This window comes from Vibrio sp. TRT 1302 (genome assembly GCF_050113875.1).
In the GTDB taxonomy this organism is placed as follows: Bacteria; Pseudomonadota; Gammaproteobacteria; order Enterobacterales; family Vibrionaceae; genus Vibrio.
The window spans coordinates 230,717-250,351 of record NZ_JBNJOF010000005.1 but is presented as its reverse complement, the minus strand read 5'-3'; the positions used below and the strand labels follow the sequence as shown (position 1 = coordinate 250,351).

The following is a 19,635-nucleotide window of genomic DNA, read 5'->3' as shown; positions in this document are numbered from 1 at the left end:
GTTATGGCAATTGTTGGTTTAGGGACGGACATTGCGGAAATAGAACGAGTAGAGAATGCGCTCACCCGTAGCGGTGAGCCATTTGCTAAACGCATTCTCACCGCCAATGAACTTGCAAAGTTTACTGGACTGAAGCAGCAAGGACGTTTTTTAGCTAAGCGTTTTGCGGCTAAAGAAGCCGCTTCAAAGGCGTTAGGAACTGGCATCGCGTTGGGGGTTAGCTTTCAAGACTTTGAAATTACCAACGATGCGTTAGGTAAACCAGTGCTGACATTAAGTGGCAAAGCGTTAGAAATCGCACAAAAAAAACAGGTGGAACATATCCACCTGTCCATCTCAGATGAGCGCCACTATGCCGTGGCGACAGTGATATTAGAAAGCTAGCTGCCTAAGTAGGGCTGAGCACTCGCCACTACCTTTTCCATTTCATCCTGCAATTCAAATAACTCAGGCTCAATGTCCTCGATACTTGAGCCTGAACGAAGCTCTTTCTCAATCGTTGCACAGATATTTTTGAGTCGTGGTACGCCACAATAAGAGCTACTGCCATGCAGTTTGTGCACATGATGAATCAACTGTTTAGTGTCAAAGTGATCATCTTCAAGGGCACCCTCAACAATCGCACTCACTTCAGGCACATAGTCGACAAGCATCTGTAGCATGTCTCGTGCGAGATCTTCTTTATTCGCTGACTGTTTAAGTGCCGCTTGCCAATCGATGATCATATTGCTGTGCTCTGAATGAGTAGCTTGTTCCACCGCTTCCTCAATCACTGCTGAAGTGCTGATATCGAGTTTTTCGAGCTCTTCTTGGTTGGTATGCGGATTCCAGTGCATCAGAACCTGTTGAAGCACATGTTCTTCGATTGGTTTGGTTAGGTAGTCGTCCATGCCTGCTTTCAATAGTCGATCACGTTCACCACTCATAGCGTGAGCGGTAACTGCGATCACTGGAGTATTGGCATTCAACTCTGTTTGTTTAATCTTCTTACACGCAGTCACCCCATCCATATGCGGCATTTGAATGTCCATCAGGATAATATCGAAATGCTGAGCTTCTGCCTGTTTGACGGCATCGATACCATTGGTACAGGTAATGACTTGGTCAACACGCTCTTGCAGAAGGGCACTGATGAGTTTCAAGTTGGCAGGGTTGTCGTCGACAGCCATGACGGTCAGAGGCAGAGTTTCTCTATTCTCTGTAACACTTTCCAGCAACGGCTCGCTTTCTTGATTCGCCGCTAGAGTCTGTAGCAATTTGCGTCTAGAGAGTGGCTTGGTGATACAGTGAATATGATACTTCTGGATCAGGTGATCTGACAGCGCGAGGCTGGTACTTGGCGTACCAACGACGACGTGTGGAGCACAGCGCATCGCTTGTTCCACCCAGCTCTGTACTGTCGCCACTTCGTTATCGCCGCTCGGCGATAGGTTGAGTAGAACGTAGTCATATTTCTCAACTTCCTCTGGTAATGAGGAGCGATAAGTCACGACTAAACCTTCTTGAACCAGTGTCTGCTGAATGACGGATGCTGCTTGCATGTTTGGCTCAACCAGTAGCAATGAGCGTTGACGTAGTACTTGAGTTTCTAGCAACTCACTGACTGGCATATCGGTTGACGATAGGCGTAAGGTAAACCAGAAAGTAGAGCCTTGGTGGAGTCGACTTGTAAGACTGATTTCGCCGCCCATCTGGCTAACCAGTTTTTGCGTAATAACCAAGCCTAGACCTGTACCGCCATAACGTCTTGAGATACTGGCATCCGCTTGGCTGAACGCTTGGAATAGTTGCGATTGCTGACGCTCTGAAATACCGATACCGGTATCTCGAACCATAAATTGCAATTCAACAAAGTCATCTTTTTGAGAGCGCATCTCAACACTGATATCGATGTTGCCACGTTCTGTAAACTTGATCGAGTTACCGACTAAGTTAGTCAGAACCTGTTGAATACGCAGAGGATCCCCCACCAACCCGGCTGGAATTTTAGGATCAATTTTTAGTGTCAATTCGAGCCCTTTCTCATGGGCGCTGGTGGCCTGTAGGTTGACCACTTCTTCCAGCGAGCCTTGGAAATCAAACGGGATGTTTTCCAGTGCCAGTTTACCCGCTTCCAATTTAGAAAAATCTAAAATGTCATTGATGATATTGAGTAAGTTGTTTGCCGACTTTTCTATCGTTTGTAAGTAGTCGGTTTGGCTATTGGTTAGCGTTGTCTTGAGCATTTGTCGAGTAAAGCCGATGACACCATTGAGAGGGGTACGCAGTTCGTGGGACATGTTGGCCAAAAACTCTGATTTGACCCGAGCCGCTTCTTGAGCGCGTTTTTTGGCGATGTCGAGCTCGACGTTTTGAATTTCTAACTGTTCAAGAGTTTCTCGTAAATCGGAGGTTGCTTGGTCAATGCTGTGTTGCATTTCTACGTGATATTCCGACAGTGACACCGCCATCGAGTTGATACCGTTTTTCAGTGAGTCTAACTCGCCATGCATCTTACCTTCGATACGGACATCAAGGTGACCGCGACGAATTCGGTCGACCATGTTTTTCATATGGGAGATAGGGCGTGTCACGTCATACATCAATCGGTAAGCGAAGACTGCGGACAGACCTAACCCGATCAATAGTACTAAGCAAGCCGAAAATATTTCCTGATACTGCTGCAAACGAAGTGAGGATAAATCGAGTTCAATCGCTACATAACCTAGAGCGGGGTTATTTCCCTGATCTTTCATTGTCGCTACGAGGCCAGATTCAGCGATCACTGGCGCTCTTAGCACCAAGGTGTTGTCTGTTAAATCAGAACTGACTAACAGTGGAATCGGTTCCGTGCGAGGGAAAGTAAGCAGCTCGAAATTGGGGTGAAAGTTTGAGGTAACAAAGAGTTCATGATTGTAATCGAACACTGCAATGCTTCGAACAAACTTAGAATTTTTACGATGTGCATAACTAATGATTCGGCGAACTGACTCGCGGCTATTATTTTTTAACCCCTCTTCACTCGCGATCGCCAATGGTTCGATAATACTTAAACCTGAATTGATCACTTGCTTTTCTAAGTCGTGATAGCGATTGAAAGAGAAAAATGCGCTCAAAAGCAGGCCGATAATCAGCGTAGGTGCTAACGTGAGTGTAATAACGCGGGCGCGCAAGCCATATCTTGTCATTATTATCTAAACATCGTGGTGTGGATATGGGAAAATAACTTCCAAAATTAATCGAAGTCGTCGAGTCCTTAAGCATAATCAACTCAGTCGGCTCAGACAATGATTCAGGCGTAAAAGCTTGGGACGTATACCTAAATAACCTCAAGATGAGGTTTGTCTTACGGGTATTTTAAGCAATTCGAGCACAAGGTCGTTAGACCATAGAAATAGGCACACAGCATGGCGCGTTTTTTCCAACCGAAGAAGAAAACTCAACTCAATACTAAGCATCAATCGCTAACCATTGAAAAACTCGATCATCACGGCGCAGGCATGGCTTATCAAAATAACAAACCTATCTTTATTGAAGGTGCTCTGCCCGGTGAGCAAGTGTTGGCGCAGCTAACAGAAAGTAAGAGTAAGTTTGCACGAGCCAAACTCATCAAAATTCAGCAATCCAGCCAGCAACGAATTGAACCTTTCTGTGCTTATTATCATGAGTGTGGGGGCTGTAATATGCAGCACCTATCGAGTGAAGCGCAGCAAGAGTATAAACAACAGACGTTGAGCCAGTTGATGAGTAAGTTTGCTGGGCAAAGTATTGAATTGGAGGCGCCAATTTTAGGGGACTCTCAGAGTTATCGCCGTCGTGCCCGAGTGAGTATCAAGCTAAACAAAAAAACACGTCAGCTTGAATTTGGTTTCAGAAAAAAGAACAGCCAGGACATTGTCAACGTGACCCACTGTCCTGTTCTAGATACAGAACTGAATGCTTTGCTTGCCCCGTTACATTCACTGCTACAAGGTTTCTCCAATCAAGAGAACATCGGTCATTTAGAATTGGTAAAAGGCGACAACACCAACGTGATTGTGTTGCGCCACTTAAAGCCGCTCAAAGCACAAGACCAGCAGGCGCTTGAAGATTTTGCGCAGCAGCAGGGCGCGGCTCTTTACCTCATGCCAGAGAGTGATCAGTTAAATCGAGTTGTTGGTGAGTCGGCACATTATCGAGAAGCGGGAGTGACGATTCCATTTGAGCCGAATAACTTTATTCAGGTAAATCAGAAGGTGAACCAAGCTATGGTGCAGCAAGCTATCACTTGGTTAGAATTGACGGCTCAAGATAGAGTGTTGGATCTATTCTGCGGTCTGGGCAATTTCAGTTTACCTATCGCTAAGCAGGTGATGAGTGTCGTTGGGGTTGAAGGTGTTGACGTTATGGTTGAAAAAGCCGCGTCCAATGCCCAGTTTAACCAAATAGACAATGCGTCATTTTATCAGGCGAATTTGGAACAAGACGTTTCTGGTCAGCTCTGGGCCGCTGAAAAATTTGATAAAATACTGCTCGATCCAGCCAGAGCGGGGGCTAGTGGTATTATTGAGCAAATCTCTGCGTTAGGCGCAAGCCGAGTAGTTTATGTTTCTTGCAATCCTGCTACCCTAGCCAGAGATTCGCAAAGCTTGCTAAGTCAGGGCTACAAATTACAAAAATTGGGTATGCTTGACATGTTTCCGCATACCAGCCATTTAGAGTCGATGGCACTCTTTGTAAAGGATTAAACGAACTTCCTCAGCGGTTGGTAGTCTCAATGCTGAAGAGATCGAAGATAAAAAATATAACAGGACGAAGATAATGGTTGCGGTAAGAAGCGCACATTTAAATCAAGACGAACAGTTTGAGCTAGATAAGTGGATTGCTAGCTTAGGGCAAGACCCTAAAATTGCTAAGCGCTTAAAAGAAGTTTACCGTCGTGGCGAAGAAATCTTAGAGGGCAACGATCAAGGTCCGCTGCTTTTGTGGCGTGGTCGGGAAATGATCGAAATCTTGATTACTTTGTCGATGGACAAAGCGACCTTGGTCGCTGCTTTGCTATTTCCGTTGGTGACCAGTGGGGCTTACGATAGACAGCAGTTTGAAGAAGACTTTGGTAAAGAGACCATAAAGCTGATTGATGGCGTTGAAGAAATGGCCGCACTTGGTCAATTGAACGTCACAATGGAAGGCGGTGCTGCCTCAACGCAAGTGGACAATGTTCGTCGCATGTTACTCGCGATGGTCGATGATTTCCGTTGTGTGGTGATCAAGCTTGCAGAGCGAATTGCTAACCTAGTCGAAGTTAAAAAGGCGCCAGAAGAAGTTCGTCAAGCGGCAGCAAAAGAGTGTGCCAATATCTACGCGCCTTTGGCTAACCGCCTTGGCATTGGTCAGTTGAAATGGGAAATGGAAGACTACGCGTTCCGTTATCAGCAACCAGAAACCTACAAACAGATAGCTAAGCAACTTTCTGAACGCCGTATCGTGCGTGAAAAATATATCCAAGACTTTGTCGATGACCTGATGGCAGAGATGAAGGCTTCGTCGATCAATGCAGAGGTCAGTGGTCGTCCTAAGCATATCTACAGTATTTGGCGAAAAATGCAGAAAAAAGGTCTGGCATTTGATGAGCTATTTGACGTGCGAGCGGTACGTATCATTGCTGATAAACTGCAAGATTGTTATGCCGCGTTAGGTGCTGTCCATACCAAATACAAGCATCTTCCTAGTGAGTTTGATGACTACGTCGCGAACCCGAAACCGAATGGATACCAATCTATCCATACCGTGATACTTGGCCCTGAAGGTAAGACGATAGAAATTCAGATTCGTACTAAAGATATGCACGAAGATTCTGAGTTAGGCGTGGCCGCGCACTGGAAATACAAAGAAGGCGGCGGTGGTCGTAGCGGTTACGACGAGAAGATTACTTGGCTTCGTAAGCTGCTGGATTGGCAAGAAGAAATGTCAGATTCAGGCGAGATGCTTGATGAACTGCGCAGCCAGGTGTTTGATGATCGCGTTTATGCCTTTACGCCACGTGGTGATGTCGTCGATTTGCCTATGGGTGCGACGCCTTTGGACTTCGCTTACCATATTCACTCAGAAGTCGGCCATCGCTGTATCGGTGCGAAAGTCGCGGGACGTATCGTTCCGTTCACTCACAAGCTGGCGATGGGTGACCAAGTCGAAATCATCACATCCAAAGAGCCGAATCCATCACGCGACTGGCTAAACCCTTCAATGGGCTTCGTCACTTCAGGTCGTGCTCGCGCTAAGATTAATGCTTGGTTCCGCAAACAGAGCCGTGAGAAGAACCTAGAAGCTGGACGTGAAATTCTGGAAACGGAACTGGCGAAAATCGGCGCGACGCTAAAAAATGCAGAGCACTATGCCATTAAGCGTTTTAACGTCAACAGTGCAGACGAGCTCTATGTTGGTGTCGGTAGTGGTGATCTGCGAATAAACCAAATCATTAACCATATCAACGCTTTGGTGAACAAGCCGACGGCAGAAGAGGAAGATAAGCAAGCCCTCGAAAAACTGCAAGAAGCAGAAAGCCGAGCTCCGGCTCATAGCCGACCGAAGAAAGATGCCGTTGTCGTTGAAGGGGTTGATAACCTGATGACTCATCTGGCGCGCTGCTGTCAGCCAATTCCTGGTGATGAGATTGCAGGCTATATCACTCAGGGGCGCGGTATTTCTGTGCATCGTTATGATTGTGAGCAGTTAGAAGAACTGCGTCATCACGCTCCAGAGCGCATTATTGATACGGTATGGGGCAGTGGTTTTGTCGGTTCATACATCCTGACGGTAAGAGTCGAAGCGATGGAGCGAGGCGGTCTGCTGAAAGACATTACCACCTTGTTTGCCAACGAAAAAATCAAAGTCACTAGCATGAAGAGCCGTGTCGACTATCGCAAGCAGTTGTCGATTATGGACTTTGACCTAGAGGTAACGAACGTTGAAGTACTGTCTCGTGTATCAAAGCGCGTAGAACAGATCAAAGACGTTATGTCGGTCAAACGACTAGGCTAGTTTTTAAAACTGACTGAAGTGAGGTTCAGGGGCGCATGAGTTTGCTGACCTGGTGGAACCAGTCAACGAGTCAATAGAGAAGTCAAATAGGAAAGGTGAGTGGTCTTAGCTGCTCGCCTTTTTGTTTAAAGGAAGAGAATAATGAGTCATCCAATCGAACAGTTAGAACAGATCATGGCTAAATTGCGTGATCCTGAAAAGGGTTGCCCATGGGATCTGAAACAGAGCTTCGACACCATAGTCCCTCACACCATAGAAGAGACATATGAAGTGGTTGATGCGATTCAAAACCGTGATTGGCCAAATCTCAAAGAAGAATTGGGTGACTTATTATTTCAGGTGATTTTCTATAGCCAGTTGGCTAAAGAACAGGGCTTATTCGACTTTTCGCAGGTAGTTGATACGGTCAATGAGAAGCTCACACGTCGCCATCCCCACGTGTTTTCGGATATCGAATTTGAGAATGAAGAGCAAATTAATGCTAATTGGGAGGCTGAAAAAGCCAAAGAGAAAGCGCAAGTAGGCAAAACTGAGCAAAGTATTCTAGACTCAATACCAGTCTCTCTACCGGCTCTTTCGCGTGCTACAAAAATACAGAAAAAGTGCGCGAAATTCGGTTTTGACTGGGATTCAATCGGACCTGTTGTTGATAAGGTTCATGAAGAAATTGAAGAGGTTATGGACGAAGCACTGCAGGTGACACCTAGCGATGAAAAGATTGAGCTAGAGCTTGGCGACTTGTTGTTTGCGACGGTAAATTTAGCTCGTCATTTAGGTGCCAATCCTGAAGTGGCCTTGAGCAAAGCTAACCTCAAGTTCATGCGTCGCTTTAAAGGTGTAGAAGGTTTGGTCGCAGAACAAGGCAAGCAACTGACTGATTTTACTTTAGAACAGCTGGATGCTTTCTGGGATGAAGTGAAAAGGCAAGAGGTCGGTGTTGATTAAACCGTCACTCGAATTTGATTTGAAGCAAAAAATAAAAAATTGCAGTGTGATAGATTTCACGTTGTAGCGGAAAAGGGCTTCTGGTATATTTATATCCCGTCCAGAAGAAATCCATTTTCCCTCATTCAACCAATTTCAGGTTAAACATGACGACAAATTACATTTTTGTTACTGGCGGGGTTGTATCCTCTCTAGGTAAAGGTATTGCAGCAGCATCCCTTGCGGCTATTTTAGAAGCTCGTGGTCTTAAAGTGACTATGATGAAGCTTGACCCTTACATCAACGTTGATCCAGGCACAATGAGCCCGACTCAGCACGGTGAGGTGTTCGTCACTGAAGATGGCGCTGAAACTGACCTTGACCTTGGTCACTACGAGCGTTTCATCCGCACTAAAATGACCAAGCGCAACAACTTCACTGCAGGTCGTGTTTACGCTGACGTTCTACGTAAAGAGCGTCGTGGTGACTACCTAGGCGCAACGATTCAGGTAATCCCTCACATCACTAACGCTATCAAAGACCGCGTAATCGCTGGTTCTGAAGGCCATGATGTTGCTATCGTTGAAGTGGGTGGTACGGTTGGTGATATCGAATCACTACCGTTTATGGAAGCTATTCGTCAGCTAGCGGTAGAACTAGGCCGTGAGCGCGCAATGTTCATGCACCTAACTCTTGTTCCTTACCTAGCAGCTGCGGGCGAAGTGAAAACTAAACCGACTCAGCACTCTGTAAAAGAGCTACTGTCTATCGGTATCCAGCCAGATATTCTCGTTTGTCGTTCAGATCGTATGATCCCTGCGAACGAACGTAAGAAGATTGCTCTTTTCTGTAATGTTCCAGAGAAAGCAGTTATCTCTATGAAGGACGTAGATTCAATCTACAAGATCCCTCAACTAATCAAGTCTCAAGGTCTAGACGATCTTGTTTGTGCTCGTTTCGGTATTTCTGCACCTGAAGCTGACCTTTCTGAATGGGAACAGGTTATCTATGAAGAGGCGAACCCAACTGCTGAAGTGACTATTGGTATGGTTGGTAAGTACATCGAACTTCCAGATGCATACAAGTCAGTGAACGAAGCACTAAAGCACGCAGGTCTTAAGAACCGTCTAAGCGTGAAAATTAAGTACATTGATTCTCAAGATGTAGAAACTAAAGGTGAAGAAGCACTGCACGGTCTTGATGCGATTCTTGTTCCTGGTGGTTTCGGCGATCGTGGTATTGAAGGTAAGATTCTTGCTGCAAAATACGCTCGTGAGAACAAAGTACCTTACCTAGGCATTTGTTTGGGTATGCAAGTGGCACTTATCGAATACGCACGTAATGTAGCGGGCATGGCAGGTGCACACTCAACAGAATTTAACAAAGAGACTAAGTACCCAGTTGTTGGTCTAATCACTGAGTGGGTTGACGGCGAAGGTAACGTAGAAGAGCGTACTGAGAAGTCAGACCTTGGTGGTACTATGCGTCTAGGTTCACAGCTGTGTCACCTAGAGAAAGGGACTAAAGCTTACGAACTTTACGGTAGCGCGACGATCCATGAACGTCACCGTCACCGTTACGAAGTGAACAACAATCTTCGTCCAAAAATTGAAAAGGCAGGCCTGAAAGTGTCGGGTCTATCAGCGGACAAGAAACTGGTAGAAGTTATTGAGAACCCAGCTCACCCATGGTTTGTAGCGGCTCAGTTCCACCCAGAGTTCACTTCTACACCTCGCGATGGTCACCCACTATTTGCAGGTTTCGTTAAAGCAGCTGGTGAATTCCAGCGTGGCGAATTAGAGAAGTAAAGGATACAGGCAGTAGCGTTAGTAGTGCTGCTGCCTTTAATTTTGACATTATATATTCAACGAGAAGGAAACATTCAATGTCTAAGATCGTTAAAGTTCTAGGTCGTGAAATCATCGATTCACGTGGTAACCCAACTGTAGAAGCTGAAGTACACCTAGAAGGCGGTTTCGTAGGTATGGCTGCTGCTCCATCTGGCGCATCAACTGGTTCACGCGAAGCTCTTGAGCTACGTGACGGCGACAAAGCTCGTTTCCTAGGTAAAGGTGTTCTTAAAGCTGTTGAAGCTGTAAACGGTGCAATCGCTGAAGCTCTAGTTGGTAAAGATGCTAAAGACCAAGCTGCAATCGACGCTATCATGATCGAGCTAGACGGTACTGAAAACAAATCTAAGTTCGGTGCTAACGCAATCCTAGCTGTATCTCTAGCAAACGCTAAAGCTGCTGCAGCGGCTAAAGGCATGCCTCTATACGAGCACATCGCTGAGCTAAACGGTACTGCTGGTCAGTTCTCTATGCCTCTACCAATGATGAACATCATCAACGGTGGTGAGCACGCAGACAACAACGTTGACATCCAAGAGTTCATGATCCAACCAGTTGGTGCTAAAACTCTTAAAGAAGCTCTACGTATCGGCGCAGAAGTATTCCACAACCTAGCTAAAGTTCTTAAGTCTAAAGGCTACAACACAGCTGTTGGTGATGAAGGTGGTTTCGCTCCAAACCTAAAATCTAACGCTGAAGCTCTAGAAGTTATCGCAGAAGCTGTTGCTGCTGCTGGTTACGAACTAGGTAAAGACGTTACTCTAGCTATGGACTGTGCTGCATCTGAGTTCTTCGACAAAGACGCTGGCATCTACAACATGAAAGGTGAAGGTAAAACGTTCACTTCTGAAGAGTTCAACCACTACCTAGCTGGTCTAGTTGAGCAATTCCCAATCGTATCTATCGAAGATGGTCTAGACGAGTCTGACTGGGCTGGTTTCGCACACCAAACTCAACTTCTAGGCGACAAGATCCAACTAGTTGGTGACGATCTATTCGTAACTAACACTAAGATCCTAGCTGAAGGTATCGAGAAAGGCATCGCTAACTCTATCCTAATCAAGTTCAACCAAATCGGTTCTCTAACTGAGACTCTAGCTGCAATCAAGATGGCTAAAGACGCAGGTTACACAGCTGTAATCTCTCACCGTTCTGGCGAAACTGAAGATGCAACTATCGCTGACCTAGCGGTAGGTACTGCTGCAGGTCAAATCAAAACTGGTTCTATGAGCCGTTCTGACCGTGTTGCTAAGTACAACCAACTAATCCGTATCGAGGAAGCTCTAGGTGAGCGCGCTCCTTTCAACGGTCTAAAAGAAGTTAAAGGTCAATAATTCATAGCAATTTGCTGAATTATTCGCTTTAAAGCTTTCGAAGCGCCCCACTTAGGTGGGGCGTTTTTTTATGCTCGTGAGATAAAATTATTGGAGCGGGCTTTGCTCTTTAGAGGGGTTGCACTGACCGCCACTGTGGCTGCGAAAGGGTGGGTAAAAGTTATTCCCTAAAAGAGCCCATACTCTAGTTAGCTCCGAGTTCTTTAATCGCCGTAACTCTGCGTTTTTCCATCTCTTGTCGAATATCCGCACCTTTGAAGCCATCCTGGATGATGGATTGGACGTCGACAGACAATGCCGCTTGGTAGGCTTGCTCAAAAATTGTTTTTTGTGGGTAGTCGATATCGTCATAACCAGTTCTGCCACGGCTATCCGCCATACAGCACAGTAAAATATCCTCTAAGCGTTCGGGTCTACGCCAAACATCAAACTTGTTGAGTACCTTGAGTTTGGTTTCAGGGCGAAGCTCAGCAGCACGATGGATATTTGAGTGCTGTTCACAAACCATCAATGCCAGGTCACGATATTCGTTGGGCACTCTCACTCGTTCGCATAGCTGCTTAATTTGCTTTAGCCCTGTGTGGCAGTGCATTTTATGGCTAGGCCATTCAGAAGGAGGGGTGACACCTTTGCCTAAGTCATGAACTTGCGCTGCAAAGCGCACTGGTAACGAGTTGCTGAGCAGGGCCGCTTGCTTAGCGACCATCAAGGTGTGAATACCGGTATCTATCTCTGGGTGCCATTTTTCTGGCTGAGGTACACCGAATAGGGCATCAAGTTCAGGAAGCAATACGCTAAGAGCACCGCATTGCCTTAATACAGATAAAAATACTTGTGGGTTGGGGGTTGAAAGAGACTTTTGCCATTCAAGCCAAACTCGCTCGGGAGTAAGGTTATTCAATTCTCCGGAATGTACGATTTGGCGCATTAGCGCTAAAGTTTCATCAGCAACTCTGAATCCCAAATGATCAAGCTTAGCGGCAAAGCGAGCGACACGTAACACGCGCAACGGATCTTCAGTAAAGGCACTAGAGACATGGCGTAAAAGACGATCTCTTAGATCGGCTTGACCATTGAATGGATCGATAATGCTGCCATCAGGATCTTGTGCCATCGCGTTGATAGTCAGATCTCGACGTAGGAGATCTTCTTCTAAAGTCACATCGGCGGCAAAGTAACACTCAAATCCAGTATATCCCGAACCAATCTTGCGTTCGGTGCGGGCAAGAGCATGTTCCTCTTTCGTTTTAGGATGAAGGAATACAGGGAAATCTTTACCGACAGCGGTATAGCCTTTTTCAAGTAGTTGTTCGGGTGTTGCACCGACCACGACCCAATCTTTGTCATAGACATCGATCTCGAGTAACTGATCTCGGACTGCACCACCAACAAGGTATCTTTGCACCTAGCTCTCCCTTTTATCTATAATGCCATTGGCTATTTGTGCCAGCAATGGTACTTTCCTTAGCGACAAATTCCCAGAGACGAGAAGTATGTATCAACAATATTTTGCGCTAACAGAGCTGCCATTTTCGATTGTGCCTAACTCTCGTTTTGTATTTCAAAGTCGTCGCCATAAAGAAGCCATTTTTCAAATTCAAGCCGGGCTTGGAGAAGGTGGTGGCTTCGCGATGCTTACTGGTGAAGTGGGTACGGGTAAAACGACCATTGCTCGCTCAATACTAAATACTCTAGCAGAGACAACACAGGCAGGGTTGATCCTCAATCCGACCTTTTCTGATATTGAGTTACTTGAAGCGGTATGTGATGAGTTTGAACTGGATTATCCGCAGCAAGCGTCACTTAAGCAGCTTAACCAACGTATTCATAAGTTCTTACTGGATAATCACTCTAAGGGGATTCAGACCTTACTGGTGATTGATGAGGCACAACATTTATCTGCAGATGTTCTTGAGCAGCTAAGGTTGCTGACTAATCTTGAAACCGAGAGTCAGAAACTTCTCAAAGTCCTTTTAATCGGACAACCGGAGTTACAACTTAAGTTACAGATGCCGCAGCTGAGGCAACTAGCTCAACGCATTACGGGGCGATACCATTTGCTACCGTTAAGTAGCGATGAAACTCGAGATTACATTCGATTCCGGCTTACTCTTGCAGGTGGCTCCCCTGACTTATTGTCAGCCAATGCAATTAAGTACATCGCGCGTAACACGCAAGGAATACCGAGATTAATTAACCTCGTCTGTGATGCGAGTTTAAAGCGTGCGTATGCGAATGGAGAAAATCATCCGACGGTTACGACGGTTCAACAGGCTTGCGATGAAGTAATGAGTTTTCAAACCGCGTCAGTTCAACCCTCGGCAGTGATTGGCAGCCATCCATCGTCACGCATCGCTAAGCACATGACAGCGATGAGCGTAGGTGCATTGCTCTCTGTGGTGGTCTTTTTAATGACACCTAATCTAGTGAACTCGACTATCTCTGAGTTATTGCAACAACAGTATCCAAAGGTTGAAAACGTTGAACACATAACGACGGTATTTCCTCAACAGCTTAAAGCACAGTTGCTGCGAGCGAGTGATCAAGAGCAGGCGATTTCGGATCTTTATCGAGTATGGGGCTATCGGGCTTCAGTACTGGATCAGCTATGTTTGGATAATGGCAACTCCCAGTTCCGCTGTGAACTGGCGAAAGGCACATTAGGTGAGCTTATTGAACTGAATACACCAGTCGTCCTCACTTTGGATATTGATGGTCAGGCTCGTTTTGCTGTTCTCTATGCGCTTTCGAACAGTAAAGCGAAGTTATTGGTCAATAATGAGCTGGTGGCGTTTGACACTCAATGGCTAGAAAGCATCTGGAATGGTGAATATCGGCATATCTGGCGCGGTTATTGGGACGAAACGCTCAAGCCAGGTATGCGAGGTGAGAAAGTCGTGATACTTGACCAGTTTATATCTCAAGCGCTCGGGCAGCCACAATCGGCGACGTTTGTATTTGATCAACAGCTAAAAGAGAAAGTCGAACTATTTCAACGTTGGAAAGGACTGACAGTGGATGGTATTGCAGGGCAAAAGACCTTGCGTTTACTGGAGATGTTATCTCAGCCAGATAGACCCAAACTAACAGTGGGTAAGGAAAATACCGATGTCTAAGGTTATGCGACAACTCAAAAGCTCAGAGCGAAGCCGACGCTCAAGTGGCATGCCAGAGCCAATGTTGGCTCCTGTCATGACGCCGCAGCCACAACCTAAAGGCATTGTGCGATACCTCTCTATCGCATTAGTGCCGCCTATGGTGATAGCGGGTCTAGTCGTAATTTATACCTATCAGTCACAAAAACACGCTTGGCTTGAATCCAATGTTAGTGAGACGGTATCAATTGAAGTTCCGTTCGAATACCAGATTGAAAAAGCGCCAGACTTTGGACCACTGGCTGCGACCTATTCTCAGCGTGATGATAGAGTCTCTAACGTTACCGAAGGTGAAATGGACGATGACGCTCTGCCTGATGAGATACTCGGGAAGGCTGGAAACACCGTTCAAAGTGTATCTCCAGATGAAACTGATCTGCTGACAGGTCTCGATCTGTCAGGTCTGTCACCAGAGCTGGCACAAAGGTTTGCAAGCGCCGTTAATACTATCCCTCAAGTTGAGCCAGTGAACTCGGATGACCAAGTGTCAAACCTTTCACAGCAGCCTGATAGTTGGTATGGAAAATTGCCAGCAATGAACTTTCAGACGCATGTCTACTCGAGCCGAGCCGATAAGCGTTGGGTTAAGGTAAATGGGGTAGAGTACAGTGAAGGTGACTGGATTAGCGCGGATGTTGAATTGGTGGCGATCGAGCAGCAAGCCTGCCGGATTCGCTACAAGGGAGAGCTGATAGAAGTGCCTGCCTTATATGATTGGAAAGGTTAACTGATTAAAAAAGGTCACGACATCGTGACCTTTTTAATTTCTATTCTACTTACGCCCAACCTGATGGAGAACGTTTTCTGCGTGGAATGATATGTGGAAGAATCAAGCCAAGCAGTAGACCAATACCTGCAACGCCACCGCCATACATAAAGTATTTCAGTAGTAAGTCGTCTTTTTGTGTATCCAGTTTCGCACGCAGTTTGCGAACTTCTTCCTGAGAAGCGGATAGCTGTTGGCTCATTTCGCTGTAGCCTAGTTCTAACTCACTGATTTGGCGGTTGCGAGTTTCTAGAGAATCGACTAATCCCGCTTTTTCTTGATCAGCATTGGAGCGAGCATTCGCCAGCTTCTCTTTAACGTCTTTTAGCTCATCTTCAAGCTTAGGTAGTCGTAAAGCCATGCTTTCTTGATTGGTAACGAATCGGCTTTCGATCCAGCCTCTACGTCCTTTGCTGTCTTGAACTTCTGTATATCCAGAGTCTTTGTTTGTCGACAGTAGTTTTACTTTTTCGCCAGCGTCAATGCTGCCGATAATGCGGAATTGGTTGCTTGGACCAGAGTGCATATAGGTAAAAAGCTTATCAGAAATATAACGGTCTTGAGCAAATGCCGCTGGCACAGCAAGCATCGAGGCCAAAACGAAGCAAACCAGTTTTTTCACGGTAAATCCTTTAACAGTCTAAGAGGGTCTGCAAACCCATTATCTATATAATTCTAGAGCCAAATAGTAAGTAGTTTCTGAGATGACTGCAACAAAGAAGGGAGGCTTAGCCTCCCTTTATGCGGTTTTGAGTCAATAATGACAGTGAGTTAACACATCACTGACGTCATTGATTAAACAAACATCGCTTGAATCGCGTAGAAGAATACTACTGCCAATAGCGCACCCGCTGGCAGTGTAACGATCCAAGATGCGACGATGTTACGCACAACACCAAGGTTAAGTGCTGCGATACCGCGAGCAAAACCAACACCTAGAACAGCACCAACGAGTGTTTGAGTGGTAGAGATTGGCAGACCTGTACCTGACGCTAGTACTACAGTACATGCGGTCGCAAGCTGAGCGGCGAAGCCACGGCTAGGCGTTAGTTCTGTAATACCAGTACCAACTGTTGCCATTACTTTGTGACCAAGAGTCGCAAGACCAACAACAATACCAAAGCCACCTAGTGGTAGAATCCACCATGCGATCGCACTCTTAGTTGTAATCTCACCCATATGCTCTACTGTCGATACAACCGCAGATAGAGGGCCAATGGCGTTAGCTACGTCGTTTGAGCCGTGAGCAAATGCCATCGCACAAGCTGTGATAACCATCAGAACGCTGAAGATGCCTTCCACACCAGCAAAGCCATGATCATCTTCGCGGCTAGCAAATTTCTTCTGAATGTAGAAGTAACCACCAGCCATTACGATTGCTGATACAACGGCTGCCCACATCCAAGCTTCACCGTTTGATAGGTGCAGACCAACGTGCTTAAGGCCTTTCTTAATCGTAACCAGAGCAATTACCATAGTGGTAATGAACATGTAAACAGGTACGAAGCGCTTAGCGTTAAACAGAGGTTTTTCAGTATCGAATATCAGTCGTTGTGCACTGACGAAGATTACGTAAGCAAAGAAACCAGAGATAACAGGAGTAATAATCCAGCTACCTACAATGCCTTGAACACTGCTCCAGTCAACCGCTTCTGTACCTACTGAAACACACGCAAAACCGATGATTGCACCGATGATTGAGTGAGTCGTTGAAACTGGCCAACCCATGTAAGAAGCGAGTAGTAGCCATGTACCAGCAGCTAAAAGTGCTGACATCATACCGAAGACAAGTACGTCAGGTTGGTGAGCAAATAGGGACGTTTCAATTACGCCTTTACGGATAGTGTCGGTTACTTCACCACCTGCTAAATATGCACCAGCAAACTCAAAGATCATCGCAATGATGATTGCTTGTTTGACGGTTAGTGCTTTTGACCCCACAGATGTGCCCATCGCATTGGCTACGTCATTTGCGCCAATACCGATAGCCATCATAAAGCCAAAGACTGCTGCAATAATAATCAGGACAGTGCCGTAGTTCGCAAGGATATCCATCGTAATACCTAGTTGTTGATAACAAGCGGAGCAAAAATTAAGAACGACGAAACCCCTTCAGCGCGTCAGTATTTATCGCCTATAAGGGGTGTGAACTAGTTAGATGCTCTTCGTTATTTGGTTAACTTATATTTATGAGCGAGACAACATTACTTCCAGACGCGCACCAACACGTTGCGCCTGATCAGCAATACCGCCTACCCACTCTAGAATTTTGTAAAGGAACATCACATCAACAGGGTTTAGATCCGACTCAATCGCCATTAGTTGTTGGCGCAGTTGGATCTGCATCGCGTCTGTGTCGTCCTCAATCACATCCAGTTGGTGGATCATTTCAGCCACAAGCGTTACTTCGCGGCCTTTAAATCCAGTTTCCAATAACTCATCAAGCTCATTGATAACTTTTTGCGCTTGTTCAGCTGCGTCTAGGCAACGTCTTACGTACGCAATAAAATTCTCTTGAAGAGGTGCAGGGATAGTCAATTGACGGCCATAAACTCGGCCAGCAATGTCTTTTGCAAGGTTTGCGAGTTTGTCCTGTTGTGTCAGTAGTTCAAGCATATCGCTACGATCCACTGGCATAAACAAACCACGAGGAAGTTTTAGACGAATTTCGCGCTTAAGTACGTCGGCTTCCTTCTCAAGATGAGAAATCTGTGCACGAATTTCAGATGCTTTCTCCCAATCCCCTTTCGAACTTACTTCGAAAAAGTTGATTAGGTGTGAGCAACATTCATTTACACACACAACGTGGCGCTGCAAAGGTTTAATAGGGGACTTTGCAAATAGCCCCATAATTGTATTTACTGGCATGGTCATTCAACCCAATTAATATAACCTAAAAACTAACATACACCATTTCATGGCGAAATGTTGAACGATGGCTATAAAGGCGCGCATGTTAACTCATTAAATCCATCATTAAAACTGTTTTAGATCATCATTAAGTCGATATTTCTTTCTTGCCGAGTAAGAAAATTGGCAATATCCTGTCTCTATCTGCTTTGAAAGGTATAACTATGGAAACCGAGATAGAACTGAAGTTTTTTGTATCTCCCGATTTTTCAGACACTTTACGAGACAAGATTTCTGAAACAAAAGTACTTCAGCACAGCTGTCGAGAGTTAGGTAACACTTACTTTGATACGCCGGATAACTGGCTTCGTCAGCACGATATTGGTCTAAGGATTCGCCGTTTTGATGACGTCTATGTTCAGACGGTGAAAACATCAGGTCGTGTGGTTGCAGGATTGCACCAGAGACCCGAGTACAATGCTGAACATGACAGCAATGACCCGCAATTAACCCTTCATCCGAGCGATATTTGGCCGACAGGCAAAGATATTGCCACGCTACAGTCTGAGCTTCAGCCACTTTTCTCTACTAACTTCACTCGAGAGCAATGGTTGATTGGTATGCCTGATGGTAGCCAAGTTGAGGTTGCGTTTGACCAAGGCATGGTCGAAGCCAACGGTAAGCAAGATCCGATTTGCGAAGTTGAGCTCGAGCTAAAGTCCGGACAGACCGATGCGTTATTTACATTGGCTCGTAGCTTCTCTGAAGATGGTGGTATGCGCTTAGGCAATTTGAGCAAAGCAGCCAAAGGCTACCGTTTAGCGATGGACTACACGGGTGACGAAGTAAAACCGTTAACCTTAGTTGCAACGAATAAGAATGACACCGTTGAGTCGTGCTTTATCAACTCTTTGGAACATGCTCTTTCTCACTGGCATTACCATGAACAGATTTATTCAGAGCGTGATTCGATAGAAGCTGTGCATGAGATAAAAAATTCGATCAGCTTCATTCGCCAGATTTTAACGGTTTACGGTGGTGTGGTTCCTCGTCGTGCAAGTGCTATTTTGCGCCAAGAGCTTAAATGGCTTGAGCAAGAACTTGAGTGGTTACATGATTACGACTACCTCGAAGATCTGCTTGATGACAAAGGTCATGCACTACGTAAACTCGATGCGCGTAAATTCCTTGTCAGTGAATTGAAACTGCTTCAGGAACAGCTACCGAATCGTGAACAAGTTTTGGAGTTACTGAATTCAGCACGTTATACCGGCTTGTTGTTAGATTTAAGTCGCTGGATCCTGACTCGCGGTTGGCAGCCTTTCCTTGATGATAAGTCTCGCGAAAAAATGGCACTTAATATTGAGCATTTCTCAATACAGCAACTGGATCGCACATGGGCTGAGTTGATGGAAGCTTTCCCACCAGAACGCAACCTAACTAGCCAAGACTATATTGAGCAGCAATACCGTTTGATGCGTAATCTATATACGGGTGTTAGCTTTGCTAGCTTGTTTGATGTTGAAGAGCGCAACGGTTTCCGTTTGCCTTGGAGCGATTTATTGCATGGTACCGATGACCTGCAAAAGCTAAAAACGTTAGAGCAATTAGTGGACAAGCTAGAAGGCGAAGAGCGCGAACAACTCGAGCGTTGGTTAGCACGACAAGAAAGCTCGATACTTCATGCGATGGAGCAGACTCGAGTCATTTGTATTGAAGCTCAGCCATATTGGCAAAGCTAATCAGTAAAAACGTAA

At 45.7% G+C, this 19,635-nt stretch carries 14 protein-coding genes; 9 read left to right on the top strand and 5 right to left on the bottom strand.

Annotation, left to right across the window (positions count from 1 at the left end):
• Positions 1-3: 3 nt before the first annotated feature.
• Positions 4-384 (top strand): holo-ACP synthase, encoded by a 381-nt coding sequence (gene acpS, locus ACQEXP_RS09965; protein WP_426969662.1) that lies wholly within the window; start codon positions 4-6, stop codon positions 382-384.
• Here acpS and barA read toward each other — a convergent pair.
• Positions 381-3,167, bottom strand: coding sequence for a two-component sensor histidine kinase BarA (barA, locus tag ACQEXP_RS09960; RefSeq protein WP_269376526.1), 2,787 nt, complete (start codon positions 3,165-3,167; stop codon positions 381-383). The genes acpS and barA overlap by 4 nt on opposite strands.
• Positions 3,168-3,386: 219 nt before the next feature.
• Here barA and rlmD point away from each other — a divergent pair, with 219 nt between their 5' ends.
• The 5 genes from rlmD to eno all read left to right on the top strand — a co-directional run bounded on the left by rlmD (position 3,387) and on the right by eno (position 11,107).
• Positions 3,387-4,706: a 23S rRNA (uracil(1939)-C(5))-methyltransferase RlmD gene (rlmD, locus tag ACQEXP_RS09955; RefSeq protein WP_426969660.1), complete on the top strand. Its 1,320-nt coding sequence runs from the start codon at positions 3,387-3,389 to the stop codon at positions 4,704-4,706.
• Between the two features lie 73 nt (positions 4,707-4,779).
• On the top strand, positions 4,780-6,999 hold the full coding sequence (relA, locus tag ACQEXP_RS09950) for a GTP diphosphokinase (protein WP_426969658.1): 2,220 nt from the start codon (positions 4,780-4,782) through the stop codon (positions 6,997-6,999).
• A 141-nt stretch (positions 7,000-7,140) separates the two neighbouring features.
• Complete coding sequence (gene mazG, locus ACQEXP_RS09945) at positions 7,141-7,944, top strand: nucleoside triphosphate pyrophosphohydrolase (protein ID WP_269376529.1); 804 nt, start codon at positions 7,141-7,143, stop codon at positions 7,942-7,944.
• A 146-nt stretch (positions 7,945-8,090) separates the two neighbouring features.
• Positions 8,091-9,731 (top strand): CTP synthase, encoded by a 1,641-nt coding sequence (locus ACQEXP_RS09940; RefSeq protein ID WP_426969656.1) that lies wholly within the window; start codon positions 8,091-8,093, stop codon positions 9,729-9,731.
• Positions 9,732-9,808: 77 nt separating this feature from the next.
• Positions 9,809-11,107 (top strand): phosphopyruvate hydratase, encoded by a 1,299-nt coding sequence (gene eno / locus ACQEXP_RS09935; protein ID WP_269376531.1) that lies wholly within the window; start codon positions 9,809-9,811, stop codon positions 11,105-11,107.
• Positions 11,108-11,291: 184 nt separating this feature from the next.
• On the opposite strand, the gene ACQEXP_RS09930 is transcribed toward eno, so the two are convergent.
• Entirely contained in the window at positions 11,292-12,512 is a 1,221-nt protein-coding gene (locus tag ACQEXP_RS09930; RefSeq protein WP_426969654.1) for a multifunctional CCA addition/repair protein, read from the bottom strand.
• Positions 12,513-12,600: 88 nt separating this feature from the next.
• Between ACQEXP_RS09930 and ACQEXP_RS09925 the strand changes: the two genes are divergently transcribed.
• Positions 12,601-14,223 (top strand): AAA family ATPase, encoded by a 1,623-nt coding sequence (locus ACQEXP_RS09925; RefSeq protein ID WP_426969653.1) that lies wholly within the window; start codon positions 12,601-12,603, stop codon positions 14,221-14,223.
• Positions 14,216-14,989 (top strand): general secretion pathway protein GspB, encoded by a 774-nt coding sequence (locus tag ACQEXP_RS09920; protein ID WP_269376535.1) that lies wholly within the window; start codon positions 14,216-14,218, stop codon positions 14,987-14,989. The genes ACQEXP_RS09925 and ACQEXP_RS09920 overlap by 8 nt, the downstream gene beginning before the upstream one ends.
• A gap of 49 nt (positions 14,990-15,038) precedes the next feature.
• Here the strand turns inward: ACQEXP_RS09920 and ACQEXP_RS09915 are convergent, their stop codons facing one another.
• The 3 genes from ACQEXP_RS09915 to ACQEXP_RS09905 all read right to left on the bottom strand — a co-directional run bounded on the left by ACQEXP_RS09915 (position 15,039) and on the right by ACQEXP_RS09905 (position 17,896).
• Positions 15,039-15,650 (bottom strand): TIGR04211 family SH3 domain-containing protein, encoded by a 612-nt coding sequence (locus ACQEXP_RS09915; protein WP_269376537.1) that lies wholly within the window; start codon positions 15,648-15,650, stop codon positions 15,039-15,041.
• 173 nt (positions 15,651-15,823) lie between these two features.
• Positions 15,824-17,083 carry an inorganic phosphate transporter gene (locus tag ACQEXP_RS09910; RefSeq protein ID WP_269376539.1) on the bottom strand — a complete coding sequence of 420 codons (1,260 nt, stop codon included), beginning with the start codon at positions 17,081-17,083 and terminating at the stop codon, positions 15,824-15,826.
• 132 nt (positions 17,084-17,215) lie between these two features.
• Positions 17,216-17,896: a TIGR00153 family protein gene (locus tag ACQEXP_RS09905; RefSeq protein ID WP_171052190.1), complete on the bottom strand. Its 681-nt coding sequence runs from the start codon at positions 17,894-17,896 to the stop codon at positions 17,216-17,218.
• A 206-nt stretch (positions 17,897-18,102) separates the two neighbouring features.
• On the opposite strand from ACQEXP_RS09905, the gene ACQEXP_RS09900 reads away from it, so the two are divergent.
• Positions 18,103-19,620: a CYTH domain-containing protein gene (locus tag ACQEXP_RS09900; RefSeq protein WP_426969651.1), complete on the top strand. Its 1,518-nt coding sequence runs from the start codon at positions 18,103-18,105 to the stop codon at positions 19,618-19,620.
• The last annotated feature ends 15 nt before the right edge of the window (positions 19,621-19,635 follow it).

Excerpts from the sequence above, each read along its gene's own strand:
- acpS (WP_426969662.1), top strand. The coding sequence starts at position 4 with ATGGCAATTGTTGGTTTAGGGACGGACATTGCGGAAATAGAACGAGTA.
- barA (WP_269376526.1), bottom strand. The coding sequence starts at position 3,167 with ATGACAAGATATGGCTTGCGCGCCCGCGTTATTACACTCACGTTAGCA.
- rlmD (WP_426969660.1), top strand. The coding sequence starts at position 3,387 with ATGGCGCGTTTTTTCCAACCGAAGAAGAAAACTCAACTCAATACTAAG.
- relA (WP_426969658.1), top strand. The coding sequence starts at position 4,780 with ATGGTTGCGGTAAGAAGCGCACATTTAAATCAAGACGAACAGTTTGAG.
- mazG (WP_269376529.1), top strand. The coding sequence starts at position 7,141 with ATGAGTCATCCAATCGAACAGTTAGAACAGATCATGGCTAAATTGCGT.
- ACQEXP_RS09940 (WP_426969656.1), top strand. The coding sequence starts at position 8,091 with ATGACGACAAATTACATTTTTGTTACTGGCGGGGTTGTATCCTCTCTA.
- eno (WP_269376531.1), top strand. The coding sequence starts at position 9,809 with ATGTCTAAGATCGTTAAAGTTCTAGGTCGTGAAATCATCGATTCACGT.
- ACQEXP_RS09925 (WP_426969653.1), top strand. The coding sequence starts at position 12,601 with ATGTATCAACAATATTTTGCGCTAACAGAGCTGCCATTTTCGATTGTG.
- ACQEXP_RS09920 (WP_269376535.1), top strand. The coding sequence starts at position 14,216 with ATGTCTAAGGTTATGCGACAACTCAAAAGCTCAGAGCGAAGCCGACGC.
- ACQEXP_RS09910 (WP_269376539.1), bottom strand. The coding sequence starts at position 17,083 with ATGGATATCCTTGCGAACTACGGCACTGTCCTGATTATTATTGCAGCA.
- ACQEXP_RS09905 (WP_171052190.1), bottom strand. The coding sequence starts at position 17,896 with ATGCCAGTAAATACAATTATGGGGCTATTTGCAAAGTCCCCTATTAAA.
- ACQEXP_RS09900 (WP_426969651.1), top strand. The coding sequence starts at position 18,103 with ATGGAAACCGAGATAGAACTGAAGTTTTTTGTATCTCCCGATTTTTCA.